Source organism: Mesorhizobium sp. M0968 (assembly GCF_040319065.1).
GTDB lineage: Bacteria > Pseudomonadota > Alphaproteobacteria > Rhizobiales > Rhizobiaceae > Mesorhizobium.
This window is the reverse complement of sequence record NZ_JAMYNL010000003.1, coordinates 355063-381007: the sequence shown is the minus strand read 5'-3', so window position 1 is coordinate 381007 and position 25945 is coordinate 355063. Positions and strand designations below refer to the sequence as shown.

At 63.5% G+C, this 25945-nt stretch carries 27 protein-coding genes; 13 read left to right on the top strand and 14 right to left on the bottom strand.

The genetic code is table 11. The features are described 5' to 3' along the window. Positions 1–12 precede the first annotated feature (12 nt). Positions 13–369: a cupin domain-containing protein gene (locus tag NKH67_RS07320; RefSeq protein ID WP_352469828.1), complete on the top strand. Its 357-nt coding sequence runs from the start codon at positions 13–15 to the stop codon at positions 367–369. 27 nt (positions 370–396) lie between these two features. Here the strand turns inward: NKH67_RS07320 and NKH67_RS07315 are convergent, their stop codons facing one another. From NKH67_RS07315 to NKH67_RS07300, 4 genes are read right to left on the bottom strand one after another with little or no spacing between them, the layout of a single operon-like run. Further along, on the bottom strand, positions 397–711 hold the full coding sequence (locus NKH67_RS07315; protein WP_352469730.1) for a DUF6665 family protein: 315 nt from the start codon (positions 709–711) through the stop codon (positions 397–399). 22 nt (positions 712–733) lie between these two features. Further along, positions 734–2617 carry an ABC transporter ATP-binding protein gene (locus tag NKH67_RS07310; protein WP_352469729.1) on the bottom strand — a complete coding sequence of 628 codons (1884 nt, stop codon included), beginning with the start codon at positions 2615–2617 and terminating at the stop codon, positions 734–736. Continuing rightward, on the bottom strand, positions 2614–4503 hold the full coding sequence (locus tag NKH67_RS07305) for an ABC transporter ATP-binding protein (RefSeq protein WP_352469728.1): 1890 nt from the start codon (positions 4501–4503) through the stop codon (positions 2614–2616). Before NKH67_RS07305 ends, NKH67_RS07310 begins: the two co-directional genes overlap by 4 nt. A 27-nt stretch (positions 4504–4530) precedes the next feature. Further along, entirely contained in the window at positions 4531–5073 is a 543-nt protein-coding gene (locus NKH67_RS07300) for a hypothetical protein (RefSeq protein ID WP_352469727.1), read from the bottom strand. Between the two features lie 283 nt (positions 5074–5356). Here NKH67_RS07300 and NKH67_RS07295 point away from each other — a divergent pair, with 283 nt between their 5' ends. The 3 genes from NKH67_RS07295 (at position 5357) to NKH67_RS07285 (ending at position 6899) form a co-directional block, all read left to right on the top strand. Continuing rightward, entirely contained in the window at positions 5357–5815 is a 459-nt protein-coding gene (locus tag NKH67_RS07295; RefSeq protein ID WP_352450521.1) for a tRNA (cytidine(34)-2'-O)-methyltransferase, read from the top strand. A 170-nt stretch (positions 5816–5985) separates the two neighbouring features. Then, positions 5986–6429 carry a redox-sensitive transcriptional activator SoxR gene (gene soxR / locus NKH67_RS07290; protein WP_023679485.1) on the top strand — a complete coding sequence of 148 codons (444 nt, stop codon included), beginning with the start codon at positions 5986–5988 and terminating at the stop codon, positions 6427–6429. Positions 6430–6548: 119 nt separating this feature from the next. Further along, positions 6549–6899: a hypothetical protein gene (locus tag NKH67_RS07285; RefSeq protein WP_156937440.1), complete on the top strand. Its 351-nt coding sequence runs from the start codon at positions 6549–6551 to the stop codon at positions 6897–6899. A 36-nt stretch (positions 6900–6935) separates the two neighbouring features. Here NKH67_RS07285 and NKH67_RS07280 read toward each other — a convergent pair whose 3' ends face one another. Further along, a complete protein-coding gene (locus NKH67_RS07280) occupies positions 6936–7193 on the bottom strand; it encodes a hypothetical protein (RefSeq protein ID WP_023679487.1) in 258 nt (85 codons plus the stop codon). Between the two features lie 103 nt (positions 7194–7296). Between NKH67_RS07280 and hemF the strand changes: the two genes are divergently transcribed. The 3 genes from hemF (at position 7297) to NKH67_RS07265 (ending at position 9195) form a co-directional block, all read left to right on the top strand. Beyond that, positions 7297–8211, top strand: coding sequence for an oxygen-dependent coproporphyrinogen oxidase (gene hemF, locus NKH67_RS07275; protein WP_352469726.1), 915 nt, complete (start codon positions 7297–7299; stop codon positions 8209–8211). 257 nt (positions 8212–8468) lie between these two features. Next, positions 8469–8729: a DUF1344 domain-containing protein gene (locus tag NKH67_RS07270; RefSeq protein WP_023679489.1), complete on the top strand. Its 261-nt coding sequence runs from the start codon at positions 8469–8471 to the stop codon at positions 8727–8729. Positions 8730–9009: 280 nt separating this feature from the next. Continuing rightward, positions 9010–9195, top strand: coding sequence for a DUF1059 domain-containing protein (locus tag NKH67_RS07265; RefSeq protein WP_023679490.1), 186 nt, complete (start codon positions 9010–9012; stop codon positions 9193–9195). A gap of 3 nt (positions 9196–9198) precedes the next feature. Here the strand turns inward: NKH67_RS07265 and NKH67_RS07260 are convergent, their stop codons facing one another. From NKH67_RS07260 to NKH67_RS07250, 3 genes are read right to left on the bottom strand one after another with little or no spacing between them, the layout of a single operon-like run. Continuing rightward, on the bottom strand, positions 9199–10467 hold the full coding sequence (locus NKH67_RS07260; RefSeq protein WP_352469725.1) for a CCA tRNA nucleotidyltransferase: 1269 nt from the start codon (positions 10465–10467) through the stop codon (positions 9199–9201). Further along, positions 10464–11096 (bottom strand): CoA pyrophosphatase, encoded by a 633-nt coding sequence (locus tag NKH67_RS07255; RefSeq protein ID WP_352469827.1) that lies wholly within the window; start codon positions 11094–11096, stop codon positions 10464–10466. Before NKH67_RS07255 ends, NKH67_RS07260 begins: the two co-directional genes overlap by 4 nt. Positions 11097–11109: 13 nt before the next feature. Further along, the gene (locus NKH67_RS07250; protein WP_352469826.1) at positions 11110–11739 is read right to left on the bottom strand and encodes a DUF1285 domain-containing protein; all 630 of its coding nucleotides are present in this window, start codon (positions 11737–11739) and stop codon (positions 11110–11112) included. 144 nt (positions 11740–11883) lie between these two features. Here NKH67_RS07250 and NKH67_RS07245 point away from each other — a divergent pair, with 144 nt between their 5' ends. From NKH67_RS07245 to NKH67_RS07230, 4 genes are read left to right on the top strand one after another with little or no spacing between them, the layout of a single operon-like run. Then, on the top strand, positions 11884–12888 hold the full coding sequence (locus NKH67_RS07245) for an AAA family ATPase (protein WP_352450525.1): 1005 nt from the start codon (positions 11884–11886) through the stop codon (positions 12886–12888). Beyond that, a complete protein-coding gene (locus NKH67_RS07240; protein WP_352450526.1) occupies positions 12888–13802 on the top strand; it encodes a DUF58 domain-containing protein in 915 nt (304 codons plus the stop codon). Before NKH67_RS07245 ends, NKH67_RS07240 begins: the two co-directional genes overlap by 1 nt. Next, positions 13799–16621 (top strand): DUF4159 domain-containing protein, encoded by a 2823-nt coding sequence (locus NKH67_RS07235; RefSeq protein WP_352469724.1) that lies wholly within the window; start codon positions 13799–13801, stop codon positions 16619–16621. The genes NKH67_RS07240 and NKH67_RS07235 overlap by 4 nt, the downstream gene beginning before the upstream one ends. Positions 16622–16624: 3 nt before the next feature. Beyond that, on the top strand, positions 16625–18712 hold the full coding sequence (locus tag NKH67_RS07230; protein ID WP_352469723.1) for a hypothetical protein: 2088 nt from the start codon (positions 16625–16627) through the stop codon (positions 18710–18712). A gap of 172 nt (positions 18713–18884) precedes the next feature. On the opposite strand, the gene clpS is transcribed toward NKH67_RS07230, so the two are convergent. From clpS to NKH67_RS07215, 3 genes are all read right to left on the bottom strand, one after another. Next, positions 18885–19190: an ATP-dependent Clp protease adapter ClpS gene (clpS, locus tag NKH67_RS07225; RefSeq protein ID WP_352469722.1), complete on the bottom strand. Its 306-nt coding sequence runs from the start codon at positions 19188–19190 to the stop codon at positions 18885–18887. 258 nt (positions 19191–19448) lie between these two features. After that, positions 19449–19664: a hypothetical protein gene (locus NKH67_RS07220; protein WP_352450529.1), complete on the bottom strand. Its 216-nt coding sequence runs from the start codon at positions 19662–19664 to the stop codon at positions 19449–19451. Between the two features lie 36 nt (positions 19665–19700). Then, on the bottom strand, positions 19701–20045 hold the full coding sequence (locus tag NKH67_RS07215) for a hypothetical protein (RefSeq protein WP_352469825.1): 345 nt from the start codon (positions 20043–20045) through the stop codon (positions 19701–19703). Between the two features lie 237 nt (positions 20046–20282). Here NKH67_RS07215 and NKH67_RS07210 point away from each other — a divergent pair, with 237 nt between their 5' ends. Together NKH67_RS07210 and NKH67_RS07205 are read left to right on the top strand one after the other, a co-directional pair. Next, complete coding sequence (locus tag NKH67_RS07210) at positions 20283–20999, top strand: response regulator (RefSeq protein WP_352469721.1); 717 nt, start codon at positions 20283–20285, stop codon at positions 20997–20999. Beyond that, complete coding sequence (locus tag NKH67_RS07205; RefSeq protein WP_352469720.1) at positions 20996–22405, top strand: ATP-binding protein; 1410 nt, start codon at positions 20996–20998, stop codon at positions 22403–22405. Before NKH67_RS07210 ends, NKH67_RS07205 begins: the two co-directional genes overlap by 4 nt. Positions 22406–22641: 236 nt before the next feature. On the opposite strand, the gene choV is transcribed toward NKH67_RS07205, so the two are convergent. From choV to NKH67_RS07190, 3 genes are all read right to left on the bottom strand, one after another. Beyond that, on the bottom strand, positions 22642–23823 hold the full coding sequence (gene choV, locus NKH67_RS07200; RefSeq protein WP_352469719.1) for a choline ABC transporter ATP-binding protein: 1182 nt from the start codon (positions 23821–23823) through the stop codon (positions 22642–22644). Continuing rightward, positions 23820–24674 carry a choline ABC transporter permease subunit gene (gene choW, locus NKH67_RS07195; RefSeq protein WP_254819158.1) on the bottom strand — a complete coding sequence of 285 codons (855 nt, stop codon included), beginning with the start codon at positions 24672–24674 and terminating at the stop codon, positions 23820–23822. Before choW ends, choV begins: the two co-directional genes overlap by 4 nt. 118 nt (positions 24675–24792) lie before the next feature. Then, on the bottom strand, positions 24793–25728 hold the full coding sequence (locus NKH67_RS07190; RefSeq protein ID WP_292660734.1) for a choline ABC transporter substrate-binding protein: 936 nt from the start codon (positions 25726–25728) through the stop codon (positions 24793–24795). Positions 25729–25945: the final 217 nt, after the last annotated feature.

Below are 25945 nucleotides of genomic sequence, written 5' to 3'. Positions count from 1 at the left end.
TATCCTCGGCCTATGGCGCATGTCATAGACCGCGGCAAATGGGCCGAAGCGCCCGACCGCTGGCCCGACCACTGGCAGGGCGAGCTGCAAGGCGGAGCTTACGGCTCCCGCAGCTGCCTGATCTTCAACTACCTGCCTGACATCGGCGGCGGCCCCAGGCTGCACAGCCATCCCTATTGCGAGATTTTTATCATCCGGACCGGCACCGGCCTGTTCACCATCGGCGACCGGCAGATCGAGGCCACCGCCGGCCAGATCCTGGTCGTACCGCCGAACACGCCGCACAAATTCACCAATCTCGGGCCAGGCCCGCTGGAAACCACCGACATACACGAGAACGGCAGCTTCATCACCGAGTGGCTGGAATAACGCTTCCCAAACCAGTTCCGGTTCGGATCATGCGCTGGCGCCGAGCCTGGCCAGCACGGCCTTGGGAATGTTGTATTCCCGGATCACCGCGTCGTGCTTGCGCAGGCCGCAGAGTTCGCGCTGGATGAAATACCCGTGCACCGCTTCGGCTGCATCCCTGAGCAGCCGGGCGCGGTCGACATCGTCGCAATTCTCGCGCAGCCTCGTCAATGTTTCCTCGACGCGCCGGCCGGCGCGGCCGAGCGCGGCCGCCTTCTCGCCGAGGATTTCATGGCCAAGCAGGTCCAACGCGCTCTCCTGCGCGCCGGACCGTCCGAAATTCGATGGCATTCTCACCGCCATGGTCTACTCCGGTCTTTAGAAACTACTCCGCCGGCCGGGTCTCGGCCAGCGCGCTCTCCTCGTTGAACAGGAAACCGCCGGACTGCCGCTTCCACAGCCTGGCATAGAGCCCGTCGAGCCCGACCAGCTCGTCATGCGTGCCTTGCTCGACGATGCGGCCCTCGTCGAGCACCACCAGCCGGTCGAGTGCCGCAATGGTCGACAGCCGATGCGCGATGGCGATGACCGTCTTGCCTTCCATCAGCCTTGCCAGATTTTCCTGGATCGCCGCCTCGATGTCGGAATCGAGCGCCGAGGTCGCCTCATCGAGCACCAGGATCGGTGCATCCTTGAGGAAGACGCGGGCGATCGCCACGCGCTGGCGCTGGCCACCGGAGAGCTTGACGCCGCGCTCGCCGACATAGGCCTCGTAGCCGATACGATCGCGATTGTCGCGCAGACCGAGGATGAACTCGTGCGCCTCGGCCTTCTTCGCTGCCGCGACCACCTCGGCGTCGGTCGCTTCCGGCATGCCGAGCTTGATGTTATCGCGCAGCGAGCGGTGGAAAAGTGCCGTATCCTGGCTGACGACGCCGATATTGGCGCGCAGCGAATTCTGCGTGACCCTGGAGACGTCCTGCCCGTCAATGGTGATCTTGCCGCTCTCGAGGTCGTAGAGGCGCAGGATCAGATTGACCAAGGTCGTCTTGCCGGCGCCGGACGGGCCGACCAGGCCGACCTTTTCGCCCGGCCGCACGATGAGGTCGATGCCGTTGAGCACGCCTGACCCCTTGCCGTAGTGGAACTCCACATTGCTGACGTTGATGCGCCCGCCGCCGACGACAAGCTCTTTCGCGTCCGGCGCATCGGTCAGGCCGAGCGGCTGTGAGATCAGCGCCTTGGAATTCTCCAGCACGCCGAGGTTCCGCAAGATGCCGTTGAGCTGCATCATCAGCCGGCCGAGCAGCATGTTCAGCCGCAGCACCAAAGACAGCGTGAAAGCCACGGCGCCGACTGTGATCGAACCCTCGACCCAGAGATAAACGGCAAAGCAGGCGATCGCCGTGATCATAATGCCCGACAGCATCGTCAGCGCCATGCGCACGCCGGTCAGCCTGCGGGTGAACGGGCGCAGCGCGTCGAGATAGATGTCGAAGCCGTTCCTGATGTAGCGGTCGTCGCCATCGGCCGAGAACAGTTTCAACGTCTGCACGTTCGAATAGGAATCGACAAGGCGGCCGGTGATCATCGAGCCGGCTTCGGCGGTGGCTTCGGCATGTTTGCGGATTGCCGGCAAATAGCGCCTGGCCAGAAAGCCGAAGGCGGTAATCCAGATCACCACCAGCACCGCCAGCCGGAGATCGAGCCCGGCGACCAGCGCCAGCGTCGTCACCGTATAGACGACCATGAACCAGACCACCTCGATGAAGCTTTCCATCAGATCGCCGGTCGCCTGTCCCGCCTGCCAGACCTTGGTCGCGATACGCCCGGCAAAGTCGTTCTGGAAGAAGGCGTAGGATTGGCGCGAGACATGGCGATGCGCCTGCCAGCGCACCAGATTATAGAAACCCGGCGTGATCGTCTGCTCGTCGACCAGCGCCGACAGGCCGACGACAATGGTGCGGATGACCAGCACCACCGCGATCATGAAGACAAGTTCCGGGCCGGCGGCAGTCCACAGCGCGTGCCAGCTGCGTTCACCGGGAAGCTGGTCGAGGATGTCGACCAGCCGCCCGACGAAATAGAACAGTCCGGCTTCGACCAGCGGCGCGATGCCGCCGATCACCAGCATGGCGAAGAAGGCGATCTTCGCCTGCCCGACATAATGCCAGAGGAAACCCCTGACGCCGGCAGGTGGGCGAAGGTCCGCAGGCTCGCGGAATGGATAGACCCAGTTCTCGAACCAGCGGTAGATGGCAGTCATCATTCGGCGGCTTCACCCTTGGCGATTGCATCGTTGGCGGCTGCATCGTTGGCGGAGGGGCCGTCGTCGAGCAGGAAGCCGCCCGACTGGCGTTGCCAGAGCTGGGCGTAGAGCCCGCCGCTGGCAACCAGTTCCTCATGCGAACCTTCCTCGATGACGTGGCCCTTGTCCATAACGACGAGCCGGTCCATGGCGGCGATCGTCGACAGCCGGTGCGCAATGGCGATGACGGTCTTGCCTTGCATCAGTCTGTAGAGGTTCTCCTGGATGGCCGCCTCGGCCTCGGAATCGAGGGCGGAGGTCGCTTCGTCGAGGATAAGGATTGGTGCGTCCTTCAGCATGACACGGGCTATGGCGATGCGTTGCCGCTGGCCGCCGGACAATTTGACGCCGCGATCACCGACATGCGCGTCGAAACCCTTTCGACCGTTAGAATCCGACAATCCGGCGATGAAATCCAGCGCCTCGGCGCGCCGCGCCGCCTCGATCAGCATCTGGTCGCTGGCGTCCGGCCGGCCATAGAGGATATTCTCGCGCACCGAGCGATGCAGCAGCGAGGTGTCCTGCGTGACCATGCCGATCTGGGCGCGCAGCGAGTCCTGCGTCACCGCCGCAATGTCCTGGCCGTCGATCAGGACCTTGCCGCTTTCGAGGTCATAGAAGCGCAACAGAAGATTGACCAGCGTCGACTTGCCGGCACCCGAACGGCCGACGATGCCGACCTTCTCGCCAGGCTTCACCGTCAGCGATAGGCTTTCGATCACGCCTTTCTGCTTGCCATAGTGGAAGCGGATGTCCTCAAAACGGATCTCCCCCTTGGTCACGGCAATATCCTTGGCGCCAGGCCGGTCTTCGACGAGGCGCGGCAGCGAGATCGAGGCGATGCCGTCCTGCACCGTGCCGATATTCTCGAACAGCGTGGACATCTCCCACATGATCCATTGCGACATGCCCCAGAGCCGAAGCACGAGGCCGATGACCAGGGCGACGGCGCCGATCGTCACGGCTTGGCCGAGCCACAGCCATAGCGAGATTGCGGTGACCGAAAACAACAGCAGCGAATTCAGGACGTAGAGCAGGCCGTAGAGCTGCGTCACCAACCGCATCGACCGGTAGACTGTATCGAGAAAGCCGGCCATACCGTCCTTGGCGAAGGATGCCTCGCGCCGCGCATGCGAGAACAGCTTGACCGTCTGGATGTTGGAGTAGCTGTCGACGACACGGCCGGTCATGGTTGAGCGCGCATTGGCCTGCTCCTCGCCGACCTTGCCCAGCCGCGGGATGAAATAGCGCAACAGCAGGACATATCCGGCAAGCCAGACGGCAAGCGGCGCAGCCAGCCGCCAGTCTGCCGAGCCGACGATGAACAGCATGCCGAGAAAATAGACGACGATATAGTTGAGCACATCGATGAGCTTGATGACGCACTCGCGCACCGCGAGCGCGGTCTGCATCAGCTTGGTCGCGATGCGCCCGGCAAACTCGTCCTGATAGAAGCTCATCGACTGCTTGAGCAGGTAACGATGCACCTGCCAGCGGATACGCATCGGATAATTACCCATCAGCGTCTGCTGGTTGAGCAGTGAATGGAACCAGACCGTCGCCGGCAGCGCGAAAACCACGATGAAGGCCATCCCGGCCAGCTTCAAGCCTTCGGTCTGCAGGAACGTCTCGCGATTCTGTCCGGACAGCCAGTCGACGATCCGGCCCATGAAGCCGAACATCCACACCTCGGCAAGGGCGATGGCCGTCACCAGTACCGCATCGAGAGCGATGTAGGGCCACGCGCCGCGCGTATAATGCACGCAGAAGGCGATCAGTGTCCGCGGCGGCTCGACCGGCTCCTTGGCAGGGAACGGATCGAGCCTTTTTTCAAACCAGCTAAACATAGAGATGCTCACAATACCTGTTTCCGCTCACGCGGCACGCGAACGGACGGGGTGCCCAGACCGCATGGCGTCAAGGACCGGCGATACGGAATCGTCCGCCTCGCCGGTCCTGCTTCGCGCTATATAGGTTGTCGCGGGCCTTTCGCCGACAGTCTCGTTTGACGATGCTGACGACGTTTTGACGATCCGGATTTTCGCGCTGGTTTTTGCACCAGGCCGGATCAGCCTGATGATCCGGCGCACCAGCGACGGCCGGCTATAGTCCGGAACGGCGCGCGAGAAATCGACGTCCGGCAGCATACCGCGATGCGGACGCCGGCGGGTCTCGGCGTGAACCGCCGACGAGTAGGTCTCGCCGATCAAAAGCGCCCAGGTCGCAGTCTTCCGCTCGTGCAGGCTTCTTGAGCCGGGTATTCTACAGGGATCGAACATCGGTCCGTCCTCCAGTTGAAGATGCAGGTAGAAGGGTGAACCAACCCAGGCCGCGGGCACGCGCGGCGCGGCAAAGGTGGCATCGGTCGAAGCGTGTTCAGGTGGGGCGTTCAGCCCCTTCCACAGCTTGAAAAACATCGCAGGATTCCTTCAAAGGCCGAAAAAGGTTTCGGCGGGAATCGGTGCGATTGAAGTCTAGAAGGTCAGGAGAATCGTCGTACCGAAACCGCCGTCGGGCTGGTAAGCCCACGAGAGGGGTGGTGGATGTGCATGGCCATCATGAATTACCCCTCCATCGGTTCGGGTTGACAATGCTGGCCGTATAACCGACTTCGCAGAAAATGACCACCCGCCAGTCCAGGAATTTCCAAAACCGCGAGAGCTCTGTGGCTGATCTGCCACTTATTAGAAAGACGCGGAAATGAACGACCGTCTCCGTATCGCGCTCTACCAGCCTGATATCGCCGGCAACACCGGGACAATCCTGCGCTTCGCCGCTTGCCTCGGTCTCGGCGTCGACATCATCGAACCGGCGGGCTTCCCGCTCGGTGACCGGGCGCTGAAACGCGCCGGCATGGACTACCTCGAAATGGCGGCGCTCACCCGCCATGTCGACTGGCACGCCTTCGAGGACTGGCGCAAGCTTGCCAAGCGGCGGCTGGTGCTGCTGTCGACCAAAGCAGCTGCCGCCTACACGGATTTCGCCTTTGCCGGCGACGACATTCTCTTGTTCGGCCGTGAATCCGCAGGCGTGCCGGACGCCGTTCACGAGGCGGCGGATGCGCGACTGATCATCCCGATGCAGCCCGGCGCGCGCAGCATCAACGTCGCGCTTTCCGTTGCGATGGTGGCGGCCGAGGCGATCCGGCAGCTCCGCTAGGATGTGTACGCGATCGCCGGCCGCAGCGACCAAGGCGTCGTCCTCACGCAACACTGCGTCCTCTCCGGTCATTCTCATCCAGACGCCCATCGCCTTCTCCTGCCGTTTGCATTTTCGAGGCTTCTTCGCTACAAGCTAAACTTAACTTGAGGTCAAGCGGAAAATCGGAGATGGCTGCGGCAACGGAATTAACAGTCGGCCAGGTGGCGATGCGCAGCGGCGTGGCGGTGTCGGCGCTGCATTTCTACGAAGCACGCGGGCTGATCCGCAGCCACCGCACATCAGGCAACCAGCGGCGTTATGGCCGCGACGTGCTGCGACGGGTGGCGATCATCAAGGTAGCTCAGGAGGTCGGTATTTCGCTGGCCGAGATCGGCACAGCCCTTCGATCATTGCCTGAAGGCCGGACGCCGACGCGCGAGGATTGGAACCTGCTTTCGACGGCTTGGCGCGATGACCTCGACCAGAAAATTAGTCAGCTCAAGAAGCTGCGCGACGGGCTGAGCGACTGCATCGGCTGCGGCTGCATGTCGATCGACAAATGTCCGCTGCGGAATAAGAACGACAGGCTGGCAAGGGACGGCGCGGGCGCCCGCAGGCTGGTCGTGCGTTGAAGCCATGACGGTCTGGACGGGTTCAGCGAACTTATCCTGTCCGTTAGTCACTATACAGTCTTGTGAAGTTCATGTGCCCGTGCTTGATACGCCCCTGCAACTAACCTTGGGGGGCAGAATTGAAATTTGCATACAAGACTTACGCCGCGTTGCTTGGCGCCATTGTGTTGGCTGGATGCATGCCGAGCGAAGGTGAATGGAATACGGCAAGGACTTTGGTTCAGGGCAGTCCTGCCATGTATAAGAAAGTGCTTACGGAATGCATCAGGCATTCGGAGCAATCGCCTCTCAGTTCGAAGCAGGAAGCTGGCAAGATCATGAATGTCAGCGCAGCCGCGGCGCCACGTGTCTGGTGCGGAAGAACCGTGCGGGCCTTCGCGAATGGGCGCCTGACGTATGCCGAGATGAAAAGAGCGCATCTTGGAACGGGCGACAGAAGCGTGTTTATCAAGATCGTTCAGGGCAGATGAACTAGCCCTGATACGTTCAGCCTCGAGACCGGAGCGTTAATCGGCCGCCGGCAGCCGCCTGATGGTGAATTCGATGACGTCGCCCGGCCGCTCGAACCAGCTTTCGATCTCGGTCCAATAGGCCTGCTTGGGAAAGCGCTCGAACCATTCCTTCGCCTTGAGACGAGCATCGGAGCGCGGCAGCACGAACGTCTCGCGCAGGAAGCCGTCGCGCGGCATGCGCGCGTTCTCGGCGCGCGAACGGTCGAGCCTCTTCTTCAGGCCATCCAGCGGCGGTCTTGCCGGGGTGCGCACGAAAGAACTCCATTCACACTTGACCCTTGCACCCAAGAGATTAGGGATCGCGGCCGGAAAAGACGAGTCATTTGTCGGGCGCGCCCGCAACCGGAGACAGGATTTGCAACGACCCGAGATACCGGCGGGGCTGCCAGCCGACATCGAACAGAAGAAGACGAAGGCACGGCTGTGGTTCGAGACGTTGTGCGAGCGCATCTGTGCCAGCTTCGAGCAGATCGAGCAGGACCTGCAGGGGCCGCAGGCTAGCTGGTCGCCCGGCCGCTTCGAAAAGACGCCGTGGCAACGCGATGCCGGCAAGGGCGGCGGCGGTATCATGTCGATGATGCACGGCCGCGTCTTCGAGAAGGTCGGCGTCCACACCTCGACCGTCCACGGCGAGTTCTCGCCCGAATTCAGGAAGCAGATGCCGGGCGCCGAAGAGGACCCCTCCTTCTGGGCAAGCGGCATTTCGCTGATCGCCCATCCGTGGAACCCCAACGTGCCGGCCGTGCATATGAACACGCGCATGGTCGTCACCTCGCGCCAGTGGTTCGGCGGCGGCGCCGACCTGACACCGGTGCTCGACCGCCGCCGCAGCCAGGACGACCCCGACACGATCGCCTTCCACAGAGCGATGCAATTTGCCTGCGAGAAGAACGCGGCGATCGCCGACTACGTGAAATTCAAAGCCTGGTGCGACGAGTACTTCTACCTGCCGCACCGCGACGAGCCACGCGGTACCGGCGGTATCTTCTTCGACTGGCTGCATTCGGATGAGGACAAAGGCGGCTGGGACGCCGATTTCAACTTCGTCCAGGACGTCGGGCGATCTTTTCTCGTCGTCTACGGACATCTGGTGCGCGCCAACTTCAATGACAACTGGACCGATGGCGACCGTGACGAGCAGCTCATCCGCCGCGGCCGTTATGTCGAATTCAACTTGCTTCACGATCGCGGCACCATCTTCGGGCTGAAGACCGGCGGCAATGTCGCCTCGATCCTGTCCAGCCTGCCGCCAGAAGCGAAATGGCCGTAAAATCTCGGTGAGCACAACGTGAGCCGCAATCGGGTCCAAATCCCCAGAATTTGACGGCGAATGTGGCGCAAGGCGCGCCAGAAAATATCTTTTTCGTCTAATATACCATTGTAAAGATTGGGTTATTTGTCGCGTCGGGCCGGGAAACGCCGGCGGTTCTTTACTCCCGAGAGCCGCGACCCGACGTGACCGGACGGCCCATGATTGAATGGGGCACCTTTCCCAAGCGGTGCCCGCATTTTCCAGGAGAGCATGCCATGCGCAAGCTTATTATGACCGCAGCCGCCGCTGCCGTCCTCGCCTCTGGTACTGCCGCATTCGCTGCGGTCAAACACACCACCGGCACGATCAAAAGCTTTGATGGAACGGCGATGAGCCTAGTTCTGGATAACGGAGCCACCTTTACGTTGCCCCAGACCTTCAAGGATCCTGGCCTGAAGGTCGGCGAAAAGGTCCGCGTCACGTGGGATATGAGCGGCAAGGATAAAATTGCCGAGGCAGTCAAGATCGTGAAGTGATGTCCTGCCCGCTGGAGCAAGACGAGGTCTTACTCCTGGGTGGCGTAAGAGGGCGGAGCAGCGATGCTCCGCCTTTTCGCAACCCGATCATCAGAGGGCCGCGTGTCGGCTTGGACGCACGGCACTCTAAGGCAACCAAAACCGTTCGATCGTGTTATGCTTAGCTGGCCAGCGTGTAGCCCGGATACCGTACGCGGTTTCCGGATCGCGCAATCAAAGGTCTGGAGCTTCCGTGTCAGTGCGCTGCGCGGCGCTCCAAGGAGGAGATGAGGAGAAGCCGATGAAGGAATTCCATTGCGGGTCGCTCGTACCCGGCTGCGAGTGGCACACACGCGCCGAGGAGGAGGCTGAGGTCATGCGCCGTGCCGTCGAGCATCTGCGCGAGACGCACGGCGAGACGGTGATCCGCGAGACGATGATCGAGGCGATCCGCTCGCGCATCGAAAAGGTCCGCGACGCAGCGTGACGGTCAGGATTCGAGTGCCTCCGCGGCGCGCTTGAGCAGCGCGCCGCGATCAAGCGCAAAACCGGACTCGACCCATTCCTTTTCGAGATTCTTCAACGTTGCACCAAGCTTCGGCCCCGGTGATGCGCCAAGCGTCGTCAGATCGGCGCCCTTGACCGGAAAAACAGGATTTTGCCATTTTGCAGCGAAGGCAAGCAGGCGCGAGAAGCCGCCGGCTTCGAGCAGTGCGTCATTGTCTTCGACCGCGCGGGATCGAGCGGAAGCGAGCAACAGCCGCAACCGGTCGACAAAGCCTTGGCGGTCGCCAAAATAAAGCCTTTTCGCCAACTCTCCTTCAGTCGTTTTCGGATCGACGGCAGCCGTGATCGCCCAATTCCGCAGCCGGCTTGCTTCGCTCACGGAAAGCCTCAATCTCTCGGCAAGCGTTTTCATGCGCGCGGCATCCGGCGGCACGATGGATTCCAGCCTGAGCAGCGGGTCCGGCGCCCAGGCCAGGTCCTTCTCGGTCTTGGTCAGCCCGTGGATGGCATCGATGCCCCATTTCTCGCTTTCCGGCAAAACGGCGGTCAGAACGCCGGCCTGGCGCATCCACAGCAGCGCCCGCGACGGATCTGGCGCCGACAGCAATTTCTTCAATTCCCACCAGACGCGCTCGACCGAAAGCTGGTCGAGCCCCTGCTTCAGCCGAGCACAAGCCTTCAACCCTTCGGCATCCGGCCTACCGTCGCCATACCATGCGAAGAAACGGAAGAAACGCAGGATGCGCAGATAATCCTCGCGGATACGGGCTTCCGGATCGCCGATGAATCGCAGCCTCCGCGCTTCGATATCGGCGATACCGCCGACCAGATCGACGACCGTTCCATCGGCCTCGGCATAGAGTGCATTGATGGTGAAATCACGCCGCTCAGCGTCGGCTTTCCAGTCGCGGCCGAACGACACTTTGGCGCGCCGGCCGTCGGTTTCGATATCGGCACGCAGCGTGGTGACCTCATAGGCCTTGCCGTGGCCGACCGCGGTGACTGTGCCATGCTCGATGCCGGTCGGTACCGTCTTGAAGCCTGCCGCCTCGGCGCGCCGGATGGTTTCCTCGGGCACCGTGGTGGTGGCGATGTCGATGTCGGCGACCGGCTGGCCGATGAGCGCGTTGCGCACCGCACCGCCGGCGACACGCGCCTCCTCGCCGCCATCAGTCAGCGCGGCGAGCAGGCGCTGCAGGTGGCGTTCGCCGAGCCACCCGGCCTTGTCCGCGATCGACACTGGATCGCTCACGAATAGAGCCTTTCATAAAGCGTACGGATGATGCCCGCGGTGACGCCCCAGATGCGCTGGTCGCCATAGGGCATCTCGTAATAGAACCATTCGAGGTCGTTCCACATGCGACTGTCTCTGGTGTGGTTGGCGGGGTCCATCAGAAAGCCCAGCGGCACCTCGAAGACGGCATCGACTTCGTCGGAATTCAGCGTCAGGCTGAAACCGGGCCGCACAATCCCGAGCACCGGGGCGATGCGATAGCCGCTGCCGGAAACGTAGTCCGGCAGACGGCCGACGATCTCGATGTAATCCCTATCGAGACCGATCTCCTCGAATGTCTCGCGCAACGCCGCCGCTTCCGGGCTCGCATCGGTTTGATCGATGGTACCACCGGGGAAAGCCACCTGCCCCGAATGGTTGCGCAGCTTTTCCGCCCGCCTGGTCAAAAGGACCGTGGCTTCATGGCCATGATCGACCACCGGGATCAGCACGGCGGCATCGCGCAGCGCCTTGGCCAGCTTCAGCCTGGGATGGCCCGGATTGAAGCGGTGGTCGCCAAAATCGTCGCCGGCATGCGCCAGCGGCTGCGCCGCGACGCGCTGGCGAAACCCGGCAACGGAAAACGGCAACGGCATCACCTGATCCATCATAGGCGGTCCATCATGCGCTCAGCCGTTTCAGTTTCTCAGCCGGCATGATTGGATAGACCTCGCCTTTGGAACGGACGGCAAACATCCTCTTGCCACCGATGTCGATCTCTTCGCCGTGCTCGACCAGCTCGTACATCACCGGCCGTGCCACCAGCGCCTCCAGCCGCCCGCGCACCAGCACATAAGGCTTCAGGCCACCTGTCTCGTCCTCATCGACGAAGCGCAGCGGGTGTCCCGCCCCAGCCTCGACCACGTCGCCGACATTGGTGCGAAAGGTGATGATTTGTCCGTCGCCGACGCCCGACACGTCCATCTCGACGGCAATGAAGGGCGCGTCGGCGACGCGGATGCCGACCTTTTCCACCGGCGTCACCAGGTAAGTCCTGCCGTCCGCGTCCTTGCGCAGCACTGAGGAAAAAAGCTGCACCAGCGGCATCCGGCCGATCGGCGTTCCCAGATAGAACCAGGTGCCGTCCTGCTTGATTTCCATGTCGAGATCGCCGCAAAATGCCGGATTCCAGCGTTCCACCGGCGCCGGCCCCTTACCAGCGCGCGTCGCGCGCGAGACCAGCGCTTCCAGCCCGCGCGCCTCGGTCGCGGCCGTCAGGCTCTCTTCACGATGGTCGGCGGCTTCCGTCATGGTCACGAAATAGTCACTGTTGTTCCGCTTGTCAGCCTAAGTCTGTGATTTAAGTTCATTGCAGGCGCATGCGAAGCCGAATCGCGGCATTCTCTGCGGCACCAAGGTGCCAAGCGGTGTTTCCAACAGAAGGATCGATGCTGCATGAGCGTTATGATCAAGGAAAGCCCAATCAGCGAAAAGGACATGGTGGCGCAGGCCGAGAAAGCGCTGGCCGACATTTCGAGGGTCCGTGACGGCGTCGGCCGGGTCATTTTCGGCCAGGAAAGCGTCGTCGAGCGCACGCTCGTCGCATTGCTGGCCGGCGGCCATGCACTGCTGGTCGGCGTGCCCGGCCTCGCCAAGACCAAGCTGGTCGAAACGCTGGGCATCGTGCTCGGCCTCGATTCGCGCCGCATCCAGTTCACGCCCGACCTGATGCCATCCGACATTCTCGGCTCGGAAGTGATGGAGCAGGATGAATTCGGCAAGCGCTCCTTCCGCTTCATTTCCGGGCCGATCTTTGCGCAACTGCTGATGGCAGACGAGATCAACCGCGCCTCGCCACGCACCCAGTCGGCGCTGCTGCAGTCGATGCAGGAATACCACGTCACCATTGCCGGCGTGCGCCATGATCTGCCGTCACCGTTCCACGTTCTGGCGACGCAGAACCCGCTGGAGCAGGAAGGCACCTATCCGCTGCCGGAAGCGCAGCTCGACCGCTTCCTGATGCAGGTCGATATCCTCTACCCCGAGATCGAGGCGGAGCGCCGCATCCTGCTGGAGACCACCGGTATCGAGGATGCCAAGGCTGAAAACGTGCTGCAGCCGGCGCGGCTGAAGGACATCCAGACGCTCATCCGCCGTATGCCGGTGCCGGAAAGCGTCGTCGAGGCGATCCTCAAGCTGGTGCGCTCAGCGCGCCCCGGCCAGGGCAACGCCGATACCGACAAGCACGTCGCCTGGGGCCCAGGCCCGCGCGCCAGTCAGGCGCTGACGCTGTGCACCCGCGCCCGCGCCCTCTACGATGGCCGGCTGGCGCCGTCGGTCGACGACGTCCGCGCGCTCGCCGAGCCGGTGCTGCAGCACCGCATGGCGCTGACCTTCGCCGCCCGCGCCGAGGGCACCACGGTTCGCGATGTTGTGGCGAAGCTCGCGAAAGGGATTTGATGGCGCGCATCGGTGAAGCGCAGGCACCGGCAGCGACGCGCGATGCGCTCGCCAGAGGCCGGTTGCGGGCTTCGTTGGTGCCGGACCTGCTGGTCGAGGCGCGCCGCATCGTCAACACGGTAATTGCCGGCTGGCATGGCCGCCGCAAGCGCGGTATCGGCGAGAATTTCTGGCAGTTCCGGCCCTATGTCGAAGGCGATTCCTCGCGCATTGACTGGCGCCGTTCCGCTCGCGACGACCACACCTATGTCCGCGACCGTGAATGGGAGGCCGCCCACACGGTGTGGCTTTGGGCCGATCCCTCGCCTTCCATGCTCTACAAATCGACCGGAGCCAGCGTTCCCAAGGAATCGCGCGCCCTGGTGCTGGCGCTGGCCATGGCCGAGCTTTTGTCGCGCAGCGGCGAGCGCATTGCCTGGCCGGGCCTGACCGACCCGTTCACCGCCCGCAATGGCGCCGAGCGCATCGCGGCGCAACTGATGCACGCCGCCGACCTGCCGGCAAAGCCCGACCTATCCGGCATTCGCCGGTTCTGCGACATCGTCCTCGTCAGCGATTTCCTCGACCCGGTCGAGGACACCATGGCGTGGCTGGACGTGCTCGCCCGCCACGGCGTGCGCGCCCATCTGGTCGAGGTCGCCGATCCGGCCGAGGAAAGCTTCCCCTATGCCGGGCGCACCGAATTCACCGATCCTGAGACCGGCGACAAGCTGACCGCCGGCCGCGCCGAAATGCTGGGCGAGGAATATCGCCTGCTTTATGCCGCCCGCCGCCAGGAATTGGCCGCGTGGTGCAAACGGCTTGGCTGGAGCTTTACCGTCAATCATACCGACCGTCTTGCCTCCGAGGCGCTGGTGCGCATCCACATGGCGATGACCGGCGAAGGCAGCTTTGCCGGGAGGGCCCGCGCATGAGTTGGCTGCCGCTCTCCTTCGGGGCGCCGATGGTGCTGTGGGGCCTGCTGGCGCTGCCGGTGATCTGGTGGCTTCTGCGGCTGACCCCGCCAAGGCCGCAAACCGAGGTGTTTCCGCCGCTCAGGATTCTCGCCCGCGTGCTGAGGCGCGAAGAAACGCCGCAGCAAAGCCCTTGGTGGCTGACGCTGCTTAGGCTGCTGATGGCCGCGCTTGTCGTGGCAGCACTTGCCGAACCGGTCTTCAATCCGCGCGAAAAGCTGCCGGCCGAGGGCGCTGCCCTGGCGCTGGTGATCGACAATGACTGGGCAAGTGCCGCCGACTGGGGCAAGCGGGTCGCCACCGCCGAGCGGCTGATCGCCGATGCCAATTCGAACGGCGTGCCGGTGCTCATCGCTTTCACCGCCGAGAAGCCGAATGCCGAGATCGGTCCCTTCGATGCCGCTGCCGCGCTCGACCGGCTGCGCGCGGCAAAGCCGCGGCCGATCCCGACCGACCGCCCCGCCGTCTACGCCCGCGTCGCGTCAGCCCTGGAGTCGCTGCCGAGCGCAAGCGTCGCAGTGCTCGCCGATGGCTTGGCGGCGCAAGGCGACGAAGCCGCCTTCAACACGTTGTTGTCAAAGAACGCGGCACGTGTTGTCTGGGCCGTCTCCGACCGGCTGTCGCTGACCGGCCTGACCGGCGCCGACAACCAGGTCGACGGCTTCGCCCTGACCGCCATCCGCGCACCGGGCGATCCGGCACCTGCACAGGTGACGGCCGGCGCGTTCGATGACAAGGGGCGCCGCATTGCCGACGCGACGCTGACCTTTGCCCCGGGCGGAACCACCGCAACCGGCACGATGGCGGTGCCGTTCGAACTGCGCAACGACTTCGCCTACATCGCGCTCGATGGCGAGCGCCAGGCCGGTGCCGTCCGCGTGCTCGATGAGAGCTCAAAACGCCGCCGCGTCGGGCTGCTGTCGCAGTCCGAGGCTGATCAGGCGCAACCGCTGCTGTCGCCGCTCTACTACATTCGGCGCGCCCTGCAGCCCTTCGCCGATCTCGTCGAGCCGTCGAGCGTCGATCTCGCCGACGCCATCCCGCAACTGCTCGACCAGAAGCCGGCGATGATCGTCATGGCCGATGTCGGCACCATTCCGGAACAGGCGCGGCAAAGGCTGGTCGACTGGGTCGACAAGGGCGGCACGCTGGTGCGTTTTGCCGGTTCGCGGCTGGCCGCTGCCGGCAATGACGACGACCTGCTGCCGGTCCGGCTGCGCACCGGCGAGCGATCGCTTGGCGGCGCGCTGTCATGGACGGCGCCGCAGCCGGTCACCGAATTCCCGAAAACCGGTCCCTTCGCCGACCTCGCGCCGCCGACCGAGGTCACCGTTACCAGGCAGGTGCTGGCCGAGCCGACGCCCGACATTGTCGAGCGCACCTGGGCCACGCTTGCCGACGGTACGCCGCTGGTGACCGGGATGAAGAAGGACAAGGGCACCCTCGTACTGTTCCACGTCACCCCCGAGGCGACGTGGTCCAACCTGCCGATCTCCGGCAGCTTCGTCGAGATGCTACGGCGCATCGTGCAATTGTCGCGCAACCAGGGCGCGGCTGTCGCCAATGCCGAGGCCGCCGCCACGTCGCTGGCACCCTATCGTATGATCGCCGCCGACGGCACGCTGGTGCCGCCGACGCCGGATGCCAGGCCGCTGGTGCCCGGCGCCGGCCCGCTGCCGGTGACGCTGGAAAACCCGCCCGGCCTCTACGGCTCGGAGACGGGAGTGTTCGCTCACAATCTGCTCGGTGGCGACAGCGCATTCACGCCGCTGACCCGGCCTGAAATCACGGTACCGGTCACCACCATCCAGTATGCCTTCGACGAGCAGCACAACCTCAAAGGTCCGCTTGTCACGGCCGCTCTGGTGCTGATGGTGCTCGACACGCTTGCCGTATTCTGGATGGGCGGCCTGTTGTCGCGCCGGCCGCGCCGTGCCGGCGCTGCGGCCACGGCAGCCGTCCTGCTGATTGCGCTCGGCGCTTTGATTGGCCACGCGGACGTCGCGCGCGCCGACGACGCCAAACCGGGAGATACGGAGGCGATCGGGGACATTTCAAAGACCCGGATCGCCTATGTGCTGACCGGCGAGCCGGGTGTCGATTCGATCAGCCGCGCCGGGCTCGAAGGCCTGACCCGCTTTCTTATCGAAAAAACCGCGCTCGAACCCGGAGCACCGGCCGGCGTCGACATCTCGAAGGACGAACTTTCCTTCTATCCGCTGATCTACTGGCCGATCGATCCCTCGGCCCCGATGCCCAGCGAGGCCGCCATCGCCCGCATCGACGCCTACATGCAGCAGGGCGGAACGGTCTTGTTCGACACCCGCGACCAGTTCGCCAATGGCATTGGTGCGGATTCGACCAGCCCGGCGACGGAGCGGCTGCGCGACATCCTCGGCAACCTCAACGTGCCACCGCTTGAACCGGTGCCGTCGGATCACGTGCTGACCAAATCCTTCTACATTCTTCCGGAGTTTCCCGGCCGTTTTGCCGGCAGCCCGCTTTGGGTCGAGGCATCGCTCGAAGCCAGCAACACCGAGAACCGCCCGGTGCGCACCGGCGACGGCGTTTCGCCGATCATGATCACCGCCAATGATTTCGCCGGCGCTTGGGCCGTCGACGAGAATGGCGACCCGCTATTGCCGACGGTGCCTTCGGATCCGATGCAGCGCATCTATGCGCTGCGTGCCGGCGTCAACATCATGATGTACATGCTGACCGGCAACTACAAATCCGATCAGGTGCACGTCCCGGTGCTGCTCGAACGGCTGGGGCAGTAGACTATGAACTGGTCGCTCTCCTTCGAACCGCTCATCACCTGGCCACTGCTCGCAGTGGTTCTGGTGCCGCTGCTGCTGCTGGCGCTGGTCGGCCTTTGGTTTCGCCAGCGCGGCGCGGTCTTCCGCCTGGCAGCCCTGATTGCCCTGGCGGCGGCGCTGCTCAATCCGGTGTTCCTCGACGAAGAACGTGAGCCGCTGAAAAGCATTGTCGCCGTCGTCGTCGATCGCAGTCAGAGCCAGGATATCGGCGACCGCACCAAGCAGACTGACGCGGCGTTGGCCGGGCTTCAGCAGCGTCTCGGCCGCTTCAAGCAGTTCGACGTCCGTGTCGTCGAAGCCGGCAAGTCCGAAGCCGCTGACGAGCGCACCGAGACGCGGTTGTTTTCCTCGCTCGAAAATGCTTTCCGCGACGTGCCGCCATCGCGCATCGGCGGCGCCATCATGATCACCGATGGCGAGGTGCATGACGCGCCGCCCGGCGCACCCGATTTCAATGCCCCGCTGCACGCGCTGATTACCGGCAACGAGCATGAGAAGGACCGCCGCATCCGCTTCGAGAATGCGCCGCGCTTCGGCCTCGTTGGCAAGCCGCTCGACATGACCTATCGCGTCATCGCCACCAACAACGAAACCGGCCCGGTCGATGTCCGCGTATCGGTCAACGGCGAGCAGGTATCGGTCGAGCACGCCAACATCGGCCAGGCGATGCCGCTGCAGGTGACCATTCCCAGCGCCGGGCGCAACATCGTCGAACTCGCCATCAACCACGAGCCGGGCGAACTCACCGACACCAACAACCGCGCCATCGCGCTGATCGACGGCATCCGCGAAAATCTGCGCGTGCTGCTTGTTTCCGGCGAACCGCATGCCGGCGAGCGCACCTGGCGCAATTTGCTGAAATCCGACGCTTCGGTCGACCTCGTGCACTTCACCATCCTGCGCCCGCCGGAAAAGCAGGATGGCACGCCGATCAACGAATTGTCGCTGATCGCCTTCCCGACGCGCGAGCTGTTCGTCGAGAAGATCAAGGATTTCGACCTGATCATATTCGACCGCTATCAGCACCGCGACGTGCTGCCGATCCTCTATTACGACTACATCTCCGAGTATGTCGAAAAGGGCGGCGCGCTGCTGATCGCGGCAGGCCCCGAATATGCCGGCGAAAGCTCGATCGCCCGCACGCCGCTGATGTCGGCACTGCCGGCAATGCCGACCGGCGAGGTCATCGACAAGGCCTTCTACCCACGTCTCACCGATACCGGCCAGCGTCATCCGGTAACGCGTGGGCTCGACGGCTCCGCGACCGAGCCGCCGCACTGGAGCCGCTGGTTCCGCACCATCGGCGTCGAGAACCCCGAGGGCGAGGTGGTGATGAAGGGTGCCGACAACCGGCCGCTGCTGCTGCTCGATCGCAAGGGCGAAGGCCGCGTCGGCATGCTTCTGTCCGACCAGGGCTGGCTGTGGGCGCGCGGCTTCGAGGGCGGCGGCCCCCATGTCCAGCTCTACCGGCGTATCGCCCACTGGCTGATGAAGGAGCCCGAACTCGAGGAAGAGCGGCTGACCGCCGACGGCCGCGGCATGGTGCTTGAAATCCGCCGTCAGACGATGAGCGACGACCCCGGCCCGGCACAAGTCATCACGCCGTCCGGCAAGGCACTGATCGTCAGGCTCGAGAAATCCGAACCAGGCGTCTTCCTCGGCAGCGTCGAGACCAACGAAATCGGTCTCTATCAGGTCGGCAATGGCGACCTGACGGCATTGGCCCATGTCGGGCCGGTCAACGCCCCGGAATTCACCGACGTCGTCTCCACCGAGAACCGGCTGAAACCACCGGCTGAGGCAACCGGCGGCAGTGTTCGCCGGCTGGCGCCGGCCTCAGCACTTGGCACTCTCACCAGCACCGTCACGCTGCCATCCGTAGTCCCGGTCCGTTCCTCGGGCGCTGCCTCCGGCGATGACTGGATCGGCCTGCGCACCACCGACGACAGCGTACTCAAGGCCGTCTCGCGCGTGCCGCTGTTCGGCGGCTTCCTCGGCCTCGGCCTGCTGCTTCTGGCGATGGGCTCGATGTGGTACCGCGAAGGGCGGTAACGCGGTTTATCCTTCTCCCCTTGTGGGAGAAGGTGGATTGGCGCGCAGCGCCAAGACGGTTGAGGGGTGCTGGACGGAGTGCCGTCCTTGCCAAGCTGGAACACCCCTCATCCGACCGAGCTTCGCTCGGCCACCTTCTCCCACAAGAGGAGAAGGAAGAAAGCGAACCGCCCTACTCCTCCGGCTCCGTCGTGAACATCAGCGGGTAGCCCTTGGCCTTGCCGGCATCGGTTGCCCGCGCCGCCTTGGTCTCGGCGACATCCCTGGTGAAGACGGCGACAACGCAGACGCCGCGCCGGTGCGCGGTGATCATTATCCTATGCGCCTGGTCTTCGCTGAGCTTGAACTCGGACTTCAGCACCGTCACGACGAACTCGCGCGGCGTGAAATCGTCATTGACCAGGATGACCTTGTAGAGCTTCGGCCGTTCGACCTTCGGCTTCGTGCCGGTACGGGGTTTTGTCGTGATTTCAGGCATTGGACCGGCAATTGCGTACGACAGCTTTGCGGTCATTTTGACATGGGCAAAAGCGGTCGTCCATTCAACCGCGCGCGATCGGCTTGCCGGCGAGCGCAGTTCACAAATCCGTGCCTATGTGGGAACTGCCGGCTGGCGTTCACCTGGGCGGTGTGGGCCGGGACTGGCCCTATTGTATGCACGCAACAAAAAAGACGACCGCTCCAGGCAAATCGCAACTGGAGCGGTCTTCTCATAGGGTAGAAAGATGTCGCTTGATCAGGCCTTCGGAGCTGCCTTGACCGCGTGCTTCTTGTGCTTCTTGACGGTCTTCTTGGCAGCGACCTTCTTCACGGCCTTGGCCGGCGCAGCGGTCGTCGTTGTCGTCGCAGCCGGGGTGGTGGTCGCGGCATTGGCGCTGCTGGCGCCGAGAACCGGCATCGAGACGGCCAGCGCGATGGCGAGACCGAGGGCGGAGAGGAGGGACTTTTTCATGGCTTCACTTCCTTTTTGTGCAGATCGGATTGAGTGTCACTGAACGGGATCGATCGGTGTCACTCCAAGCAGCTTCAAAGCGTTCGCGAGCATCCGGATTCCCTGTGCCTGTTTCTTGTTGGCGCAGAACCGGTTTCCCTTTCTTTGAAGTGCTTTCGCCGCGGTGACCTGCGTTGCCGCGGCATGGGTTTCGAGGGCTTCGTCAAACTGGCGGTTCAGATCGATGCAACGCTCGCTGCGGGTGGTCGCCACCTTTGCATCGGCCGCCTTTGCATTGGCCACCTTCGCATCGGCCAGTTTTGCATCGGCATGTTCGACCGCGACCGTGACGAGCGAAATGGAAAGCAACGCACCCATCAGACTGATCGAGAACCTTTGCATTGGTCTGTCCGTAATCCCGTAACGCGTGTCGCAGCCGATGACCTGACCGCCACGGCACCACTTATGCCTTTGATTTTTTTCGGCAGTTTTTCCGGATTGTAGAATTTTGTTTCTGGATTGTTTCTGGGCAGCCCGGATCGGGCCGCCGATCTCCACTGGCCAACTTATGGCCTGAATTCTATCGTCTGGCTGACAGCCGAAGCAGCGCTTGGGCGATCCACAAATGACAGGTTCCCTGTGAAATCCGACCCCCACATACTGATCGTCGACGACGACAAGGGCATTCGCGACCTGCTTCAGGAATTTTTCCAGAAGCGAGGGCTGCATACATCGGTCGCCGCCGACGGCACCGAGATGGAGACCATCCTGCGCCGCGCCCAGGTCGACCTGATCGTCCTGGACGTCATGCTGCCCGGCAAGAGCGGGCTGGAGCTCTGCCGCGAGTTGCGCGCCAATTATTCGACGCCGATCATCATGCTGACCGCGGTTACCGAAACTACCGACCGCGTGGTTGGGCTGGAGATGGGTGCCGACGACTACGTGCCGAAACCCTTCGATCCGCGCGAGCTGCTCGCACGCATTCGTGCCGTCTTGAGACGCAATGGCGCCGCCGAACCGCGACGCGCGGCCTCGCGGCAGATATACCATTTCGCCGGCTGGACGATGGACTGTTCGCGCCGCCGGCTGATGGCGCCCGGCGACGTCAGGATCGAGCTGACGATGGCCGAATTCAATCTACTGCAGACCTTCGTCAAGAGCGCGCAACGCGTACTGAGCCGCGAGCAGCTGATCGAGCTGTCCGGCGGCGACAGCGGCTACAGTTTCGACCGCAGCGTGGACATTCTGGTCAGCCGGCTGCGGCGCAAGATGGAGGATGACCCGAAAACGCCGAAGCTGATCTTGACTGTGCGCAGCGGCGGCTACCAGTTCCTGCCTGAGACGACCGCCGAATGAGACGTATTCTGCCGCAAACACTGCCGGTCTGGGTGCTGCTCATCGTCATAGCCGGCCTGCTGATCAGCCAGATCGCGACCCTCTACATCGTTTCGCGCGACCGTGCCGCCGCCAATGACGTCGTCGATCTCTACCGGCTGAACGACCGCGCCTTCTCGCTGGTACAGCTGATGCATGACGCCACCCCCGAACAGCGCAAGGCGACGGCGTCCGGCCTGTTCAACGCCACTTATGCGCTCACCGTTTCCAACACGCCCGCCGTTACTTCCTCGATAGCCGGCGACGACGAGCTGGCCGAATTGGAGGACATATTGGTCGGCCGGCTATCGAAGTTCGGCATCACCGACGCGCGGGTCCGCCGCGACCCGGCAACGCACGAAGCCGACGCTCCCGGCGGGACGGTCGCCGGTCCCGATATTGGCCAGGTCGAGCGCGACCTGCTGGTGCTGGCGGCCGATTTCGCCCAGAGCGACAAGCTGACCGCTTCGCTTCGCTTTGCCGACGGCCAATGGCTGAACTTCACCGAGCCGAACACGCCGGCCGGGCCGATACTGAGCTTCGATAGCCTGCCACTCTATGCCTTGATCGCCGGGCTGGTGGTGGCTTCCTCGATCTGGTCGCTGCGCCGGCTGACGGCGCCCTACCGGATGATGGAGACCGCGGTGAAGCGGATCGGCGAGGACCTGAAGAGCCCGCCGATCGCCGAGAGCGGCAGCCGCGAGGTGCGTACCGCGGCAAAGGCGGTCAATGCCATGCAGGCAAGACTGCGCGCCTACGTCGAGGACCGCGAGCATCTTGCCGCCGCACTGGCGCACGACCTGCGCACGCCGTTGACCAGGATGCGGCTGCGCCTCGAACTGCTGAGGAATTCGTCCGTGCGCGCCGCACTGGCGCACGACCTCGCCGACATCGAAGGCATTGCCAGCTCGGTCATCGACTTCGCCACTTTCGAGGTGACCGAGGAGAAGAGCGAGAGGATCGATTTCTGGTCGCTGGTAGAATCGATCGCCGACGGCTTCGACGAGGTCTCCTTCGACAATGAGGACGCGCGCTCGCGCGGCCTGATCTGCGTCGCGCAGCCGGTCGCGCTACGGCGCTGTGTCACCAACCTCGTCCAGAACGCGGTGACCTATGGCAAGAGGGCGCGTCTCAGCCTGCGTCAATCAGGCAAGACAATCACGCTGGCGATCCATGACGAGGGTCCGGGCATCCCGCAAGCCGAGCTCGACGCCGTGTTCGGCTCGTTCGTGCGCCTGGAACAGTCGCGCAACCGTCAGACCGGCGGCCTCGGCCTCGGCTTGACCATCGCCCGCAACATCGCCCGTAGCGCCGGCGGCGAAGTCAGCCTGTCCAACCATCCCGATGGCGGCCTGATGACGGAGCTGCGCCTGCCGCTGGCGGTTTAGCTTGCGTATCGGGCTAAGCCGGCGTTCCTTCGCGCCCCCTCTGTTCTGCTGGACACCTCCTCCACAGGTGGGGAGATTGGCCGTCATCGCCGATATCGCCAATTACAAACGTTGGAATGTGAGAGCCGTCCGCGAAGCCGCCGATCTCCCCCCAAGTGGGAGAGATGTCCGACAGGACAGAGGGGGGCGCGACAGAACTCGGCGTTTGGTCTTGGTTCTCTCCCCAAGGAGAAAAACTATCTTCGCAGCACCGCGCTCAACACATCCCTGACGCCGATGGCGCCGACGAAGCGCGACTGCTCGTCGAATAGCGCGACGGGTGCGGTCTGCGAGCGATGCATGGCCAGCATCACGGTCTTCAGCGAGGTGCCGGGATTGGCCCAGAATACCTGAGCCGTCTCCTCCGGCTGGGCTTCGACATCGGCGCAGGACACCCAGACCGCCGGCTTGCCGTCGCGCTCGGCCGCCGCCACCAGCCCATGCTCGTCGATCTTGAAACGCGTCGTCCTGCGCCGGTCGAGCCACACCCAGCCGTTCTCGCCATATTCGAGGTCGCGTCGGTCGCGCATGACGTTCCACGCGGTCAGCACCGAGAGCGGGTTCACATTGGCGATGAAGTCGCGGACATAGTCGTTGGCGGGCCGCAGCACGATGTCTTCCGGCGCGCCTGTTTGCACGATGCGCCCGCCTTCCATGATGGTGATATGGGTGCCGATCTTCAGCGCCTCCTCGAGGTCGTGGCTGACGAAGATGATGGTCTTCTTCAGCTCGGCCTGGAGCTGCAGCAACTCGTCCTGCAGCTTGGTCCGGATCAGCGGATCGAGCGCCGAGAACGGCTCGTCCATGAGCAGGATCGGCGCCTCGGTGGCAAAGGCGCGCGCCAGGCCGACGCGCTGCTGCATGCCGCCGGACAGCTCATGCGCATATTTCTTCGACCACTGGTCGAGATGAACCAGCTTCAGTTGCCTGTTCACCCGCTCCTTGCGCTCGGCTTCGGGTACGCCGGCGAGCTCGAGGCCAAGGCCGACATTCTCCTCCACCGTGCGCCACGGCAGCAGGCCGAACTGCTGGAACACCATCGCCACCTGTTTCTGCCGCAGCCGCCGAAGCGTCGCCTCGTCGCAGGTGACGACGTCGACCGTGCCGTCGCCATCCTTGACCAGCACCTGGCCGCGCGAGACGACGTTCAGCCGGTTGACGGCTCTGAGCAGCGTCGATTTGCCGGAGCCGGAAAGCCCCATCAGCACCGAGATCTCGCCCTCGTTCACGGTGAGGCTGGCGCCGGCGCAGCCCAGTACGTTGCCGGTTTTTTCGAGGATCTCGGCTCGGGTGGCACCACTGTCGATCAGCGCCAGCGAGCCTGCCTGGTCGGCGCCGAAGACGATGTCGACATTCCTGAAATCGACGGCGACGGTCATTTCTTGCCTCCCACGCCGATGCGCGTCATCCGGTCGAGCACGATGGCGAGCACGACGATGGCGAGCCCTGCCTCAAGCCCGAGGTCGATCCTGCGCGAACCGAGCGCCCGGTTGATTTCCGTACCGAGGCCGCCGGCGCCGATCAGGGCGGCGAACACCACCATCGACAGCGACAGCATGATCGACTGGGTCAGCCCAGCCATGATGGTCGGCAGCGCTGAAGGCAGCTCGACCTTCCACAGCAGCTGGCGCTTGGTGGCGCCGAATGCCTCGCCCGCCTCGACGATCGATTTCGGCACCGAGGTGACGCCGAGATGGGTGAGCCGAACCGAGGTCGGGATGACGAAGATGATGGTGACGATCAGGCCGGGCGCGTTGCCGAGGCCGAACAGGGTCAGCACCGGGATCAGGTAGACGAAGGTCGGCAATGTCTGCATCAGGTCGAGCACCGGCAGCATGACGCGATACACCTTCGGCTTGTGCGCGGCCCAGATGCCGAGCGGCACGCCGATGGCCATCGACACGGCGGCGGCGGCGACCACCAGCACCAGCGTCTCCACCGTCTGCTTCCACAGGTTCTGGTTGAGGATGAACAGCAATCCGATGAATACCGCCAAAGCCAGGCCTTTCGAGCGCTGCAGGAAATAGGCGAGCAGAGCGATCAGCGCGATCAGCAGAACCGGCGGCAGCAACAGCAGCCCGTCGACGATGCCGTCGAGCAGGAAGTTGAGGCTGTTGGAAAAGGCCCTGAAGATGGTGTCGAAATTGTCGGTGAGAAAGCCGAAAAACGCCTTCCCCCATGCCCCGATGGGAATCTTGTAACTGACCAGGAATTTGGAGATCGGATCCATCTAGCCCCTCTTCTGCCGGCGCCGTCCTTCGCCGGACGGTCATCTTGTCACAGGATATGAAAAAGGGCAGCCATTTCTACCGTGGCTGCCCTTTGTCTCGTCATGCCAGATGGTCGGGTCAGCTTCCGAGCGCCGTTTTCACCGCAGCCGCCGCATCGCCGCCGTCGAAGGTGGTGACGCCGGCGATCCAGGGAGCGACCGCGTCCGGGTGCTTCTTCAGCCAGTCGGTCGCGACCGTATTGGCATCGCCGCCCTTCAGGATCGCGTCCATCATCTCGCCTTCCATGTCGAGGTTGAACTTCAGATTGGCGATGAACTTGCCGGCGTTCGGGCATTCGCTCATGTAGCCCTTGCGTACGTTGGTATGCACGGTGGCAGCACCAAAGCCGCTATCTCCCATCCCCTCGAGATAGGTGATCTTCATGGCGCCCATCACCGGATGCGGCGTCCAGCCGAGGAAGGCGATCCATTCATTGTTCTTCATCGACTGCTCGGCCTGGGTGAGCATGCCGGCCTCGGAAGATTCGACCAGTTCGAAGCCTTCAAGATTGGTCTTCGGATCCTTGATCATGTCGAGGATGATGCGGTTGCCGTCATTGCCGGCCTCGATGCCGTAGATCTTGCCGTCGAACTTGTCCTTGAACTTGCCGAGATCGGTCAGCGTCTTGACACCGGCATCGGCGACATAGGTCGGAACGACGATGCCGTAGCCGGCACCGCTGAGATTTTCGCTGACGGTCTCGACCGAGCCTTCGGCGGCATAGTCCTTGATGTCGTTGGTCATCGACGGCATCCAGTTTCCGAGGAACACGTCGAGGTCTTTGTTCTTCAGCGACGCATAGGTCACCGGCACCGAAAGCTGGATCACCTGCGGCTCGTAGCCGAGCGCCGTGAGCAGCACCGAAGCGACGCCGGTGGTCGCCTGGATGTCGGTCCAGCCGACATCGGACAGCCGCACCGTCTTGCAGCTTTCCGGATCGCCGGCGAAGGCCCCAGTCGTGGATAGAAAAGCCGCCAGGCCGAGGCCGGCGACGAATGAACTCATACGCGACATGAAAATTCTCCCATTTCAGTTCTCGGTGAAGCGACGCGACGGTTTTATCTCCGCCTTTGTTCCGTCAGCCAAACATCATTCTGCTGCGGTTTCAAGCACTAAGGCAATCACGAACAACGGCGCAGGCTGGCCGATCAGCGACACGCCCGCCGCTTTCCGGATGGAAGTCGTCTTTTCCCGGTGGAATGTAGGCGCTCCCCCTCCCCGCTTTGTTGCA